The sequence below is a fragment of the Corallococcus sp. AB030 genome (assembly GCF_003668965.1).
Classification (GTDB): domain Bacteria; phylum Myxococcota; class Myxococcia; order Myxococcales; family Myxococcaceae; genus Corallococcus; species Corallococcus exiguus.
Genome location: NZ_RAWQ01000024.1, coordinates 33,757 through 48,275 on the forward strand (window position 1 = coordinate 33,757; position 14,519 = coordinate 48,275).

Consider the following 14,519-nt stretch of genomic DNA (forward strand, 5'->3'; position numbering starts at 1 on the left):
TGCCCTGGACGCAGCGTCAGGGCATCCGCGACACGGCATCCAGGCCGAAGCTGACCCGGGCCCGCCAGGGCGCGGGCGGCAGGTGCTCCAGCGCCATCAGGGCCTCCAGCCGCTGGAGCATGTCCGGCCGCAGCCGGCCGAACGTCGCGCCGAAGCCCGGCGTCACCGCCTGCGCCACGCCCTTGCGCGGCACGGATGACGTCCACGCCACCTCGCCGTGGAGCAGCAGCGGCCCCTCCTTCATGTCCATCTCCATGAAGAAGGGCGTGCCCACCTGCACCTCGCGGGGCAGGGCGGGGGCGTCCACCTCCAGGCCCACGCCGCCGCGGGAGATGTCGCGCACGTAGAAGAAGGGCGCCCGGGGGTCGGCCTCCCGCGCGCGCAGGTGCAGCGGCAGGCGCGGGAAGCGGCGCAGGCCGTTCTGCTCCTCCTGGGCGAAGATGAACTGGAGCACCGCGTCCAGCGCGCTGCGATCCTCCGCGCCGTCGTAGCGCACGGTGAGCATGAAGCGCTCGCCGGGGCGCGGCTCCACCTTGACGACCTCGCCCAGCACCTCCACCGGACGCGGCATGCCGCCCGCGTGCAGTTCAAAGGTGAAGCGGGTGCCCAGGGGCAGGGCCTTGCGCGTCTCCAGGGTGACGCCGCCCTGACCCACGCTGCGGGTGTACTCACCGACCAGCGACTGCGGCGTTTTGTAGGCCACCTTCAGTCGAACGTTCGTGTTCACGCGCCCGCCAGTCTCAGCCTGGGAGCGAAAGAACTCAAGTTTACCCCACCCCCAAGGGTAGGCCGTCCGGCATGTGCCCTGGGGGATGTCCGGCGCCGGGCGAGCGGTGTTCCAGCCTGTTGCGCGCTTTCTTGACCCCCCTGGGGGGGGCGCGTATGTATGCCGGCCGCAGAGGGGTAAGAAGTGGGAAGGAGTGGTGGTCCGTCCCGTGCTGGGCTGAAAAGGTGGATCGTCCCGCGTGTTCCGAGGCGTCTATGAGCACCAGATCGACGCGAAGGGGCGCACCAGCCTCCCGGCGAAGCTTCGGGAGACGTTGGTGGGCGCCTACGACGAGCGGCTCATCGTCACCACGGCCCTGGACCCCTGCCTCCACGCCTATCCGGTGCGGGAGTGGGAGGCGTTGGAGACCGCGCTCGCCCGGCGCAACCCCATGGAGCCGGGGGTCAAGACGTTGATGCGGCTGTACGTGGCCAGCGCGCAGGAGTGCCCGCTGGACAAGCTGGGCCGGTTGCTCATCCCGCCGTCGCTCAGGGCGTACGCGAAGTTGGAGAAGGAAGTGGTGTGGGCGGGGATGGTGAAGGTGATTGAGCTTTGGAGCCAGGAAGGCTGGGCGAAGGCGCAGGAGGACGCGCGCCAGGAAGCCACCTCCCCGGACGTGTTGCGGGTGCTGGGCGAGCTGCGCCAGCCGTAGCCAGGAAGTCGACAGCCTTAGTTTCGCGAGAGAAGGGTGGGCAGGCGCATGGACCAGGTTCAGGAGGTTCGTCGGACCAGGGCGGTGGTGGCGGCGTCCGAGCGCGTGGAGACGCTGATGCTGGAGGGCGAGCTGGAGGAGGCGGACCTGCTCAAGCTGTGCGAGGACCTGATGCACCGGCTGCACCGGGGCACCCGTCAGGTCGTCCTCGACTTCGCGGACGTGTCGCACCTGAACTACCGCGGCGTGCGCCCGCTGATGGCCCGCACGGACGCGTTCCGCCGCTCCGGTGGAGACGTGAAGCTGTCCGGGCTGTCGCCGTACCTGGCCGCCATCTTCCGCGCGGCCGGCGCCCATGACGCCTTCGAGCTGTACCCGCACATGAACGATGCCCGGGCTGCCTTCCAGCTCGCGCGCGCTCCCTTCGTCTGACCCTGCACCCAAGGCCCCCTCCCGTGGACTTCCAGCACCAGACCGTCCTGCTCCACGAGACGGTGGAGCTGCTGAACCCGGCGGAGGGCAAGGTCATCCTTGACGGCACGCTCGGTGGCGGAGGCCACACGCAGGCGCTGCTCGCCCGGGGCGCCACGGTGGTGGGCGTGGACCGGGACCCCGTGGCGCTGGCCGCGGCCACCGCCCGCATGGGCGTCAACGCGCGCTTCCAGGCCCGGCAGGGCAACTTCGCGGACCTTCTCAGCGTCGCGCAGGACCTGCTGCCCGTGGACGGCGTGCTGGTGGACCTGGGCGTGTCCTCGCCCCAACTGGACGTGGCCGAGCGCGGGTTCTCCTTCATGAAGGAGGGCCCGCTGGACATGCGCATGGGCGACAGCGGCATCACCGCCGCGGAGCTCATCGCCGAAACGGACGAGCGCGACCTGGCGAAGCTGCTCAAGGACTACGGGGAAGAGCCCTTCGCGCGGCCCATCGCGCGGGAGCTGAAGAAGGCGCTGCCCCAGCGCACGCTGGAGGCCGCGGAGGTGGTGAAGCGCGCCGTGCCTCGCAAGGCGTGGCCGGACCGCATCCACGTGGCCACCCGCACCTTCCAGGCGCTGCGCATGGCGGTGAACGGGGAGCTGGAGGCGCTGGACTCGCTGCTCGCCGCGCTGCCCTCGCTGCTCAAGGTGGGCGGCCGCGCCGCGGTCATCTCCTTCCACTCCCTGGAGGACCGGAAGGTGAAGGAAGCCTTCCGCGCCCTGGTGGGCGGGTGCACCTGTCCGCCGGGCTTCCCGGTGTGCGTGTGCAACAGCCAGGGTGACTTCGTCCTCGTGTCCAAGAAGGCCGTCGCGGCTTCCGAAGCGGAAGTCGAGGCCAACCCCCGCTCTCGCAGCGCGCACCTGCGCGCGGTGGAGAAAATCCGATGAGCAAGGCCCTCTCGCGTCCCTCCGTGTCCGTGGCCGGCGTGCTGATGCACCTGCTGCCCGCCGTCATGCTCTTCACCCTGTTCGCGGCCGTGGGCATCCTCCACGTCACCAGCCGCGTCCTGGTGGTGGACATGGGCTACCGCCTGTCCAACGCGGAGGGCGAGAGCCGCTCGCTCACCCGGGAGAACGACCGGCTCAAGCTGGAGCTGGCCACGCTCAAGGCGCCGGGCCGGTTGGAGCGCGTGGCCCGTGAGCAGCTGGGCATGGCCATGCCCAAGGGCGGCGCGGTGGTGTCCCTGGCGGACGAGCGCGTGAAGGGCTCCGGCACCGCGCAGGCCCGTTCCGCGGCCCCGGCCGTCCGCGTGGCGGAGCGGGGGACCCAGCGGTGAGGGACCTGAAGAGCGCGCGGATTCCGGAGTCGAACACGAAAGGGCTCAGGCTGCGGGTCCAGCTCTTGTTCGGGCTGTTCCTCGCGCTCCTGGGCACGGCGTTCGGCCGCGCGGTCTACCTCCAGGTCTTCCAGCAGGAGAAGCTGCGGGGCCTCGCGCAGGACCAGTACGTCCGGCAGATCGACATCCCCGCCCGGCGCGGAGACATCTTCGACCGGCGCGGCACGCCGCTGGCGCAGAGCGTGGAGGTGGACTCCATCTGGGTGGACCCGTCCCTGCTCCCCGACGTGCCGCAGGCGGCCCGTCAGCTCGCCCGCGCCGTGCACCTGGACAGCGGCGACCTGACCGCGCGCCTGTCGCGCGCCAGGCGCTTCGCGTGGGTGAAGCGCCAGGCGAAGCCCCAGGAGGTGGAGGCGGTCAAGGCGCTGGGCCTGCCCGGCCTGGGCTTCACCAAGGAGCCCAAGCGCTTCTATCCCCAGCGTGAGCTGGGCGCGCACATCGTGGGCATGGTGGGCACCGACGGCCACGGCCTGGAGGGCCTGGAGCTGGCCTTCGAGGACGAGCTGTCCGGGCAGAACTCGCGCACCTCCGGCTTCCGCGACGCCAAGGGTCGCAAGCTGATGGTCCAGGGCGCCATGGATCCGCTGGAGCGCCAGGGCGCCGCCGTCACGCTCACGCTGGACCGCCACCTCCAGTACGTGGCGGAGAAGGCGCTGGCCAAGGCCGTGGACGACGCCAAGGCGGCGGCGGGCATGGCGGTGGTGTTGGATCCGCGCACCGGGGAGATTCTCGCGCTGGCGAACAACCCGCGCTTCAACCCCAACACGCCGGAAGACGGCGTGAAGAACGCCATCCGCAACCGCGCCGCGCTGGACTCCTTCGAGCCCGGCTCCACGATGAAGGCCTTCGTGGTGGCCGCCGCGCTGGAGCAGAAGGCCATCACCGCGGACCAGCTGTTCTTCTGTGAGAACGGCTCCCTGCGCATCGGCCGTCACACCATCCGGGACACCCACCCGCACGGCTGGCTCAACGCGCAGGGCATCCTCCAGGTGTCCTCCAACATCTGCGCCGCGAAGGTCGCCGAGGCCCTGGGCCGCGAGAAGTTCGTCGCCGGCTACCACGCCTTCGGCTTCGCGGAGCGCACCGGTCTGGCGCTCACCGGCGAGAGCCGCGGCGTCATCCCGTTTCCGAAATCGGACATCTCCCTGGCCACCCAATCCTTCGGCCAGGGGATGACCTCCACCGCCGTCCAGCTGACGGCGGCCTACGGCGCGCTGGCCAACGACGGCGTGCTGATGCGCCCGTTCCTGGTCTCCAAGGTGGTGGACCCGGACGGCGTGGTACTGCTGGAGAACCAGCCCACGGAGCTGCGGCGGGTGGTTTCCCAGAGGGTGGCGCGCCAGGTCGTGGGCATGCTCGAGAGCGTGGTGGTCAAGGGAGGAACCGCGCCCAAGGCCGCCATGGACGACTACCGGGTGGCCGGCAAGACGGGTACCGCACAGAAGGCGGACCCCGTGGCACGGGGGTATTCCGACAAACGCATCGCGTCGTTCGCGGGCATGGTACCGGCCGAGGCCCCGCGCGCCGTGATTCTCGTGGTGGTGGACGAACCCAAGACAGACGTATACGGGGGGAACGTGGCTGCCCCTGCCTTCAAGGAAATCGCTACCGCTGCCATGGCCCACCTGGCCGTGCCCCCGTCCCGGACGGTGGCACCCGCCGAGGTGGCCGCGGCCGCCGCGCCCGTGGTGCCCCCTCCGGCACCGAAGGCGTTGGCGAAGGTCGTGCCCGTTCGGGCCGGCCTGGAGGATGCGGTGACCGAGACTCCGGAGCCCGGCACGGTGCGTGTGCCGGACGTCCAGGGTCAGGCGGGACGGGAAGCCGTGGTGAAGTTGCTCGCCGCGGCGTTGGAGCCACAGCTGCAAGGAAGTGGACGAGTCGTATCTCAGACCCCCCCCGCCGGTGCGCTGGTGGAGAAGGGGGCCCGGGTGACGCTGGAACTGGCGACGCGGCAATGAGGCCGTGTCCTTTCCAGGCCCCGCAAGCAATGCGTGTGAAGGGGAAGAGATGAAGCTGACGGATGTCCTCGCAGGGTGTGGAGCCGAGCAGACCTCGGGCGGCCGTTCCGCGGTCGACGTCACGGGAGTGACGCAGGATTCGCGGCGCGTGAAGCCGGGGGATCTCTTCATTGCCGTGCCGGGCCTGAAGGAAGACGGGGCCCAGTTCATTGGTGAAGCCGTGTCGCGCGGCGCTGTGGCCGTGGTGTCGGAGAAGCAGGGCCAGTCGTCGCAGGTGCCGTTCTTCAAGGTGAGCAGCGCGCGCAAGGCGCTGGCCCTCATCGCGGCCAACTTCCACGGCCGTCCCGCGGACAAGCTGACGCTCCTGGGCGTCACCGGCACCAACGGGAAGACGACCACCACGTACCTGCTGGAGGCCATCCTCGCCACGGCCGCCATGTACACCGGCTCTCCGGCGCCGGGCGTCATCGGCACGCTGGGCTACAAGTTCGGTGGCAAGACGACGGAGCTGGCCAACACCACGCCGGACCCGCTGGAGCTGCACCGCATCTTCCGAGAGATGGTGGATGCGGGCGTGGAGACGGTGGTGATGGAGGTCTCCAGCCACGCGCTCGCGCAGGAGCGCGTGCACGGGCTCACCTTCAAGGCCGCCGGCTTCAGCAACCTGTCGCGCGACCACCTAGACTACCACAAGGACCTGGAGGAGTACTTCCAGGTGAAGCGCAAGCTCTTCCTGGAGAACCTGGGCGCTTCCGGCACCGCGGTCGTCAACGCGGACGACGCCTTCGCCAGCCGCCTCTACACGGAGCTGCGCAACCAGAAGCGCATGGCGTGGAAGTTCAGCCGCACGGGCGCGGGTGAAATCTCCGCCGCGGATGCCGCCTATTCGCTCAAGGGCATCGAGGCCACCCTGAAGACGCCCGCGGGCGACATCAAGGTGAAGAGCAAGCTCCTGGGGCCCCACAACCTGGAGAACATCATGCTCGCCGCCGGCATCGCGCTGGGCGCGGGCATCAGCCGCTCGGACGTGAAGAGCGGCATCGAACTCGTCACGGGCGTGGCTGGCCGCATGGACCGCGCGGAGAACCACCGCGGCGGCCCGGCGCCGGCGGTGCTGGTGGACTACGCGCACACGGATGACGCGCTCAAGCGCTCCCTCGAAGCGGCGCGCGCGTTGGCCAAGGGCCGCGTCATCGTCGTCTTCGGCTGCGGCGGCGACCGCGACAAGGGCAAGCGCCCGCTGATGGGCGCGGTGGCCGCGGAGGGCGCGGACCTGGTGATGGTGACCAGCGACAACCCGCGCACGGAGGATCCGGAGACCATCATCTCCGAGGTGACGCCGGGCCTGGAGAAGGGCGGCCTGCGCCGCATCTCCGAGGGCAAGGCGAAGGTCGGGGAGAAGGGCTACCTGGTGGACGCGGACCGCCGCGCCGCCATCGAGCAGGTCATCAACCTGGCCAAGGACGACGACGTCGTCCTCATCGCCGGCAAGGGCCACGAGACCTATCAGACGGTAGGCACCGAGAAGCTCGCCTTCGACGACCGCGAGGTCGCCGCGCGCGCGCTGGCCAACCGCATCCCGGGCTGAACCTTCTCAAGGCCACCCCCCCTCCATGGCCGTTCGATTCTCCGATGACGAGGTGGTGCAGGCGACGGGTGCGACCCGGCGCGGGGGGCCCGTGGAAGCGGGCTTTCCCGCCGTCTGCACCGACACGCGGTCGCTCACCCCCGGGTGCCTCTTCGTGGCGCTGCAGGGCGAGCGCTTCGACGCCCACGACTTCGTGGACGGTGCCCAGCGCCAGGGAGCGGCCGGGGCGGTGGTGAAGCGGGGGAGGGCGCTGCCGGCCCTGCCCCCGGGCTTCGCGTTGTACGAAGTGGATGACACCCTGGCCGCGCTGGGCGGCCTGGGCGCGCTGCACCGCCGCCGCTTCCAGATTCCGGTGGCGGCGGTGGGGGGCTCCAACGGGAAGACGACCACCAAGGAGATGGTGGGCGCCATCCTGGCCACGCGGGGCCCGGCGCTGAAGACGGAGGGCAACTTCAACAACGAGGTGGGCGTCCCGCTCACGCTCTTCCGGCTGGAGCCGTCCCACGTGGCGGCCGTCATCGAAGTGGGGATGAACCAGCCGGGCGAAATCGAACGGCTCACCCGAAAGGTCCAGCCGGACGCCGGTGTCATCACCGTCGTCCAGCCGGAGCACCTGGAGGGGCTGGGCAGCCTGGAGGGCGTGGCGGAGGCGGAAGGGGAGATGTTCCGCGAACTGCTGCCCCAGGCCACTGCTGTCGTGAACGTGGACGACGCGCTCATCGTGCGCCAGGCCGCGCGCAGCGGCGCGAAGCACCTGACGTTCGGCCGGGCGGAAGGGGCGGACGTGCGCCTCACGGCGGTCCACACGCTGGGCCGCGACGGCATGGTGGCCACCGTGCGCTACCAGGGGAAGGACTGGCCGGTGCGCCTGCACTTCGTGGGGCCGCACAACGCGCAGAACGCGACGGCGGCGTTCGCGACGGCGCTGGCCCTGGGCTACTCCCCGGAGGAGTGCGTGAAGGGCCTGGAGTCCGCGCGTCCGTACGCGCGCAGGCTCAACATCGTGGATGGCAGGAACGGCATCACGGTGGTGGACGACTGCTACAACGCCAACCCGGCCTCCATGGAGGCCGCGCTCGTCACGCTGGGCACGCTGGTGCCGGAAGGCGGCCGGGCGGTGGCGGTGCTGGGCGACATGCTGGAGCTGGGCGCGGGCGAGGCGGAGGAGCATGCCCGGCTGGGCGAGCTCGTCGCGCGGCACGCGAAGCTGGTCGCGTTCTTCGGCCCCCGGTCCTCGGGCGGTCTGGGCAGCGCGGACATGGGAGATTCCGCCGCCCATTTCACCGAAGTGGAGCCATTGGTGGCGTGGTTGACGCCCCGGCTTTCGCCCGGTGACGTGGTGCTGGTGAAGGCCAGTCGCGGCATGCGATTGGAGCGCGTGGTGGCGGCCCTGACGGGCGCGGCACCCCCCGGAGGGAGTCACTAGTGCTGTACCTTCTGTACGAGCTCATCCAGAACACCGAGGCCGGGCGCGTCCTCAACTTCCTGCGCTACCCGACCTTCCGCATCATCGCCGCGGGCGTCTTCGCCCTGCTCCTGGGGATGCTCATCGGCCCGCGCCTCATCGCGCGGCTGCGCTTGAAGCAGCACGGGCAGAGCAACGTGCGCGAGGACACCCCGGACAGCCACCAGAAGAAGAAGGGCACGCCCACCATGGGTGGCGCGCTCATCCTCATCAGCATCGCGGCGGGCACGCTGTTGTTCGCGGACCTGAAGTCCCGCGGCGTCTGGGTGATGATCCTCCTCACCTTCAGCTACGGCTTCATCGGCTTCCTGGACGACTGGCTCAAGCTGTCCAAGCGCAACTCCAAGGGTCTGGCCGGGCGCAAGAAGATGGCGCTGCAGACGCTCTTCTTCCTCATCGCCATCTTCGGCCTGATGTGCACGTGGACGAAGGCGGACGGCTCCTTCGGGCCCACGCTGCTCATCGACACGCGGCTGACGCTGCCGTTCGTGCCGTCCCATTGGTTCAACCCGGACCTGGGCTGGTTCTACGTGGTGTTCGCGTGGGTCGTCATCGTGGGCACGTCCAACGCGGTGAACCTCACGGACGGCCTGGACGGCCTGGCCATCGTGCCCACCATCGTGTCGGCGGTGACCTTCTGCGTGCTCTGCTACGTGGCGGGCACCACGCTGCACATCGCGGACACGGAGACGGTGAACGGCGTCACGAGGCTGACCGCCACGCCGCTGTACCGCTACCTGGGCATCCTCCAGGTGCCGGGCGGCGCGGAGCTGGCCGTCTTCTGCGCGAGCATCGTGGGCGCGGGCATCTCCTTCCTCTGGTTCAACACCTACCCGGCGTCCGTGTTCATGGGCGACATCGGCTCGCTGGCCCTGGGCGGCGCGCTGGGCGGGCTGGCCGTGTTCTCCAAGAACGAAGTGGTGTCCGCCATCATCCACGGCATCTTCTTCGCGGAGGCGCTCTCCGTGATGATCCAGGTGACGTCCTTCAAGATGACGGGCAAGCGCGTCTTCAAGATGGCGCCCGTGCACCACCACTTCGAGCTCAAGGGCATGGCCGAGCCGAAGATCATCGTGCGTTTCTGGATTGTCGCCATCCTCTGTGGTGGCGTGGCCCTGCTGTCCCTGAAACTGCGCTAGTCGCTTTGCCCCCATCGAGGTCGGCCCACCCCATGAATCCCTCGCTGTCCGGTCGGAATGTCGCGGTGTTCGGGCTGGCCAAGAGCGGCGTCGCGGCGCTGCGGCTTTTGGTCCAGCAAGGCGCGAAGGTGACGGCGCTGGATGCGCGCTCCGAGGACGCGCTCGGCGACGTCGCGAAGGAGCTGCACGCGAAGGGCGTGACGCTCGTCACCGGCGCCACGCCCCCGGGGCTGCTCACCCGCCAGGACCTGGTGGTGGTGAGCCCGGGCGTGCCGCTGTCCCTGCCGGAGCTGGAGGCCGCGCGCACGTCGGGCGTCCCGGTGTGGGGCGAGGTTGAGCTCGCGGGCCGCCTCCTCACGGGCACCCGCTTCCTGGGCATCACCGGCACCAACGGCAAGAGCACCACCACGGCACTCACCGGCGAGCTGTACGCGAAGGCGGGCCTGCGCACCTTCGTGGGCGGCAACCTGGGGCGCCCGCTGGCCGAGGCCGCCATGTCCCCCGGGGACTGGGACGCGCTGGTGGTGGAGCTGTCCAGCTTCCAGCTGGAGGGCATCCACCAGCTCAAGCCCACGGGCTCGGCCATCCTCAACCTCACGCCGGACCACCTGGACCGCTACGCCAACCACGCCGTGTACGGCGCGGCCAAGGCGCGCATCTTCATGAACCAGGACGGCGCCAGCGACTTCGCCGTGGTGAACGCGGACGACGCGGCGGTGATGGGGCTGGCCGCTTCCGCGCGCGTGCCCGTGTACGGCTTCAGCCTCACGGGCCGCCCGGTGGTGGACGCGCCGAAGCTGGCGGGGCTGGCCATCGCGCGGCCCGGCGGCTTCGAGCTGGAGTTCGCGGGCGAGTCCTACACCCTCACCAACCGCTCGCTCCGGGGCGCGCACAACGCGCAGAACGCGATGGCGGCGGCGCTGCTGGCCCGGCTGGGCGGCGTGGCGAAGGACGCGGTGCAGGCGGGGCTGGACAGCTACCCGGGCCTGGCGCACCGGCTGGAGAGCGTGCGCGTGCTGGACGGCGTGGAGTGGGTGAACGACTCCAAGGCCACCAACGTGGACTCCGTGCTGGTGGCGCTCAAGGCCTTCGCTGGCGACGTGTGGCTCATCGCGGGCGGCAAGGGCAAGGGCGCGCCGTACGCGCCCATGGTGGAGGCGGGGCAGGGCAAGGTGAAGGGCGTGCTCACCATTGGCCAGGACGCGGACGCGCTGGCGCGGGCGTACGCGAACGACGCGCCGGTGCACGCGTGCGGCACCTTGGACGCGGCGGTGGCGAAGGCGCGTGAGGTGGCCAGGGCGGGGGACACGGTCCTGCTGTCCCCGGCGTGCGCGTCGTACGACCAGTTCAAGAACTTCGAGGACCGGGGCGACACGTTCAAGCGCCTCGTCGGGGCGCTCTGACCGTGATGAAGACCTCTCCTCCGACCGCCCCCGTGCGGTTCGATCCGATTCTTCTCTGCGCGGTGCTGGCGCTCGTGACGCTGGGCCTGGTGATGACGTACTCGGCGAGCGCCGTGCTCGCGCAGGACAAGCTGGGCGACAGCCTCTACTTCCTCAAGCGCCAGCTGTCCGCGGCGGGCCTGGGGCTGGTGGGCATGGCGGTGGCCATGAAGCTGGGGTGGCGGAAGCTGGCGCGGCTGGCGTACCCGCTGCTGCTCGTCGCCATCGTGCTGCTCATCGCGGTGGCCATCCCCGGCATCGGCACCACGGCAGGCGGCGCGCGGCGGTGGATCCGCCTGCCGGGCTTCAGCCTGCAGCCGGCCGAAATCGCCAAGTTCGCGTGGCTCGTCTACCTGTCCTATTCGCTGGCGAAGAAGCGGGAGAAGGTGGCCACGTTCTCCATCGGCTTCCTCCCGCACCTGGCCCTGTGCGGCATCCTGGTGTTCTTGTGCATGCTCCAGCCGGACTTCGGCAGCAGCGTGCTGCTGGTGTTCATGCTCTTCGTGCTGCTGTTCGCGGCGGGCACGAAGTTGTCGTACCTGGTGGGCTCCATCCTGCTCGCGCTGCCGCTGGCCTTCGTCGCCATCGCGACCAGCCCCTACCGCATGAAGCGCATCCTCGCGTTCCTGGACCCGTGGGCCCACCGGCACGACGTGGGCTACCAGGTGGCGGAGTCGCTGATGTCCATCGGTTCTGGCGGCATCACCGGCCTGGGCCTGGGGGACGGCCGGCAGAAGCTGTTCTTCCTGCCGGAGGCGCACACGGACTTCATCTTCTCCATCCTGGGTGAGGAGCTGGGGCTCATCGGCGTGGGGCTGCTGGTGGTGCTGTACGCCATCGTCCTGTGGCGCGGCATCCGCGCGGCCCTGGCGGCGGGGGAGACCTTCGGCACGTACCTGGGCCTGGGCATCAGCTCCATCATCGCGTTCCAGGCCACGGTGAACATGTGCGTGGCCATGGGCCTGTTGCCCACGAAGGGCCTGACGCTGCCGTTCGTGTCCTACGGCGGCACGTCGCTGGTGGTGCTGATGGGCTCCGCGGGCGTGCTGCTGTCGCTCAGCGCGAACACGCAGGGCGCGTCGCGGCCGGTGCGCGCGGGCACGACGGACCTGCGGGAGGTGACGGCGTGAAGGTGCTCATCGCGGGCGGCGGCACCGGTGGCCATCTGTTCCCGGGCATCGCGCTGGCGGAGGAGGTCGTCACTCGCCACCCCGCCAACGAAGTGGTGTTCGTGGGCACGGAGAAGGGCCTGGAGGCGCGCGTGGTGCCCAAGGAGGGCTACCCGCTGGAGCTGGTGAAGGTGCAGGGGCTCAAGGGCAAGGGATTCATCGGCCTGCTCAAGGGGCTCATCGCGCTGCCCATGGCGTTCCTCGCGTCGTTCCGCATCCTGTCGCGCCACAAGCCGGACGTGGTGGTGGGCGTGGGCGGCTACGCGAGCGGCCCGGTGGTGCTGGCCGCGTGGCTGATGGGCATCCCCACCGCCATCCAGGAGCAGAACGCGCTGCCCGGGTTCACCAACAAGGTGCTGGGCCGCATCGTGAAGGTCGTCTTCACCTCCTTCGAGGAAGCGCGCAACCACTTCCCGGAAGCCAAGGTGCAGATGATTGGCAACCCCATCCGCAAGAAGCTGATGGACAACTACCTGCGCAGCAGCTCCGCGCACGAGAAGTTCTCCGTCCTCATCTTCGGCGGCAGCCTGGGCGCGCGCGGCCTCAACAACCGCGTGCTGGAGGCGCTGGACTCGCTGGGCGACGTGAAGGGGCAGCTCGACATCGTCCACCAGACGGGGAAGCTGGACCTGGAGAACGTGACGAAGGGCTACGCGGACAAGGGCTTCGCGGACGTGGCGCAGGTGGTGGAGTTCATCGACGACATGTCCTCCGCCTACGCGAAGGCGGACCTGGTCATCTGCCGGGCGGGCGCCACGTCCCTGGCGGAGCTGACGGTGTGCAAGAAGCCCAGCATCCTGGTGCCCTTCCCGCACGCCACGGACAACCACCAGGAAGTGAACGCCCGGGCGCTGGTGGACGCGGGCGCGGCCATCATGTTCCGCGAGTCGGAGCTCACCGGGCAGAAGCTGGCGGAAACGCTGCGCGGCCTGATGACAGACCCCGCGAAGCTCAAGCAGATGGCGAAGAAGGCGGGCATCTTCGGCCGCCCCGCCGCGGCGAAGGAGCTGGCGGACGTGTGCGTGGACCTGACCACCCAGGCCTGGGGCCCGGGCGGACGGGACCGCGGACAGAAGGACGTGAAGAAGGCACCCGGGAGCAAGGCATGAGCAGCAAGACCGTCAGCAACAAGCCCGGCAGCCTCTTCAAGACGCGCCACGCGGCACACGTGCACTTCGTGGGCGTGGGCGGCATCGGCATGAGCGGCATCGCGGAGGTGCTGCTCAACCTGGGCTACCGCGTCTCCGGTTCGGACCTGCGCGAGAGCGACATCACCCGCCGCCTGGCGAAGCTGGGCGCCACGCTCTACGAGGGCCACAAGGCGTCCAACCTGGTGCACGCGGACGTGGTGGTCATCTCCTCTGCGGTGCGCAAGGACAACCCGGAGGTGGTGACGGCGCGCCAGCGCAAGATTCCCGTCATCCCTCGCGCGGAGATGCTCGCGGAGCTGATGCGCCTGAAGTACGCGGTCGCCGTCGCCGGCAGCCACGGCAAGACGACGACGACGTCCATGGTGGCCACGGTGCTGTCCGCGGCGGGCCTGGACCCCACGGCGGTGGTGGGCGGCAAGGTGAACGTGCTCGACTCCAACGCCAAGCTGGGCAAGAGCGAGCTGATGGTGGTGGAGGCCGACGAGTCCGACGGCAGCTTCCTCAAGCTGCACCCGTCCATCGCGGTCGTCACCAACATCGACCCGGAGCACATGGACCACTACGGCGACCTGGAGACGCTCCAGTCCGCCTTCGTGGAGTTCTGCAACCGCGTTCCCTTCTACGGCCTCAACGTGCTGTGCCTGGACAACCCCAACGTCCAGGCCCTGCTGCCGCGCATCGAGAAGCGCTTCGTCACGTACGGCAGCTCGCACATGGCGGACTACCGGCTGGAGGGCATCTCCCTGGACGGCTTCACCACCACCTTCCGCGCCTTCCGCCGCGACGAGGACCTGGGCGAGTTCCGCGTGCGCATGGTGGGCGCGCACAACGCCTTCAACGCGCTGGCGGTGGTGGCCATCGCGGAGGAGATGGACATCCCGCTGGAGACGGTGCGCTCCGCGCTGGCGGAGTTCGGCGGCGTGCAGCGCCGCTTCACCGTGCGCGGCGAGGTGGGCGGCGTCACCGTGGTGGACGACTACGGGCACCACCCCACGGAAGTGATGGCCACGCTGTCCGGCGCGCGCCGCGCCTTCGGCCGCCGGGTGGTGGCCGCCTTCCAGCCGCACCGCTACACGCGAACGCACGACCTGATGAAGGAGTTCGCCACCGCGTTCAACGACGCGGACGTGCTCTTCGTCACCAGCGTCTACGCGGCGGGCGAGGAGCCGATTCCCGGCGCCACCGGCGACGCGCTGGCGGAGGCCATCCGCGCGCACGGCCACCGCGACGTGACGTTCGTGGAGAAGCGCGCGGACGTGGCGAAGGCGCTCCACGAGCGCGTGCTCGAGGGCGACCTGGTGCTCACGCTGGGCGCGGGCGACATCACCCAGGTGGGCCCCGACCTGCTCAACCTGATGGGCGCGGCGAAGGGCGGGTAG

General features: G+C 70.1%; 13 protein-coding genes. 12 read left to right on the forward strand and 1 reads right to left on the reverse strand.

Annotated features, from left to right (window positions below; genetic code table 11):
• Positions 1–16 precede the first annotated feature (16 nt).
• Positions 17–727, reverse strand: coding sequence for a PilZ domain-containing protein (locus tag D7Y15_RS08920; protein WP_120575432.1), 711 nt, complete (start codon positions 725–727; stop codon positions 17–19).
• Between the two features lie 238 nt (positions 728–965).
• Here D7Y15_RS08920 and mraZ point away from each other — a divergent pair, with 238 nt between their 5' ends.
• Genes mraZ through murC form a run of 12 tightly spaced genes read left to right on the forward strand, consistent with a single transcriptional unit; the run spans position 966 to position 14,519 of the window.
• Positions 966–1,418 carry a division/cell wall cluster transcriptional repressor MraZ gene (mraZ, locus tag D7Y15_RS08925; RefSeq protein ID WP_120566798.1) on the forward strand — a complete coding sequence of 151 codons (453 nt, stop codon included), beginning with the start codon at positions 966–968 and terminating at the stop codon, positions 1,416–1,418.
• Positions 1,419–1,466: 48 nt separating this feature from the next.
• Positions 1,467–1,850 (forward strand): STAS domain-containing protein, encoded by a 384-nt coding sequence (locus tag D7Y15_RS08930; protein ID WP_120575456.1) that lies wholly within the window; start codon positions 1,467–1,469, stop codon positions 1,848–1,850.
• 23 nt (positions 1,851–1,873) lie between these two features.
• On the forward strand, positions 1,874–2,779 hold the full coding sequence (gene rsmH / locus D7Y15_RS08935; protein WP_120594391.1) for a 16S rRNA (cytosine(1402)-N(4))-methyltransferase RsmH: 906 nt from the start codon (positions 1,874–1,876) through the stop codon (positions 2,777–2,779).
• Positions 2,776–3,168: a cell division protein FtsL gene (locus D7Y15_RS08940; protein WP_120575430.1), complete on the forward strand. Its 393-nt coding sequence runs from the start codon at positions 2,776–2,778 to the stop codon at positions 3,166–3,168. The genes rsmH and D7Y15_RS08940 overlap by 4 nt, the downstream gene beginning before the upstream one ends.
• Entirely contained in the window at positions 3,165–5,186 is a 2,022-nt protein-coding gene (locus D7Y15_RS08945) for a penicillin-binding protein (RefSeq protein WP_120575429.1), read from the forward strand. Before D7Y15_RS08940 ends, D7Y15_RS08945 begins: the two co-directional genes overlap by 4 nt.
• Positions 5,187–5,235: 49 nt before the next feature.
• Entirely contained in the window at positions 5,236–6,774 is a 1,539-nt protein-coding gene (locus D7Y15_RS08950; RefSeq protein WP_120575428.1) for a UDP-N-acetylmuramoyl-L-alanyl-D-glutamate--2,6-diaminopimelate ligase, read from the forward strand.
• 25 nt (positions 6,775–6,799) lie between these two features.
• Positions 6,800–8,200, forward strand: coding sequence for a UDP-N-acetylmuramoyl-tripeptide--D-alanyl-D-alanine ligase (murF, locus tag D7Y15_RS08955; RefSeq protein WP_121752281.1), 1,401 nt, complete (start codon positions 6,800–6,802; stop codon positions 8,198–8,200).
• Positions 8,200–9,378, forward strand: coding sequence for a phospho-N-acetylmuramoyl-pentapeptide-transferase (mraY, locus tag D7Y15_RS08960; protein WP_120575426.1), 1,179 nt, complete (start codon positions 8,200–8,202; stop codon positions 9,376–9,378). Before murF ends, mraY begins: the two co-directional genes overlap by 1 nt.
• A 32-nt stretch (positions 9,379–9,410) precedes the next feature.
• Positions 9,411–10,781: a UDP-N-acetylmuramoyl-L-alanine--D-glutamate ligase gene (gene murD / locus D7Y15_RS08965; protein WP_120575425.1), complete on the forward strand. Its 1,371-nt coding sequence runs from the start codon at positions 9,411–9,413 to the stop codon at positions 10,779–10,781.
• Between the two features lie 5 nt (positions 10,782–10,786).
• Positions 10,787–11,950: a putative lipid II flippase FtsW gene (ftsW, locus tag D7Y15_RS08970; protein ID WP_120575424.1), complete on the forward strand. Its 1,164-nt coding sequence runs from the start codon at positions 10,787–10,789 to the stop codon at positions 11,948–11,950.
• Entirely contained in the window at positions 11,947–13,098 is a 1,152-nt protein-coding gene (murG, locus tag D7Y15_RS08975) for an undecaprenyldiphospho-muramoylpentapeptide beta-N-acetylglucosaminyltransferase (RefSeq protein WP_120575423.1), read from the forward strand. The genes ftsW and murG overlap by 4 nt, the downstream gene beginning before the upstream one ends.
• Positions 13,095–14,519, forward strand: coding sequence for a UDP-N-acetylmuramate--L-alanine ligase (gene murC / locus D7Y15_RS08980; RefSeq protein WP_120575422.1), 1,425 nt, complete (start codon positions 13,095–13,097; stop codon positions 14,517–14,519). Before murG ends, murC begins: the two co-directional genes overlap by 4 nt.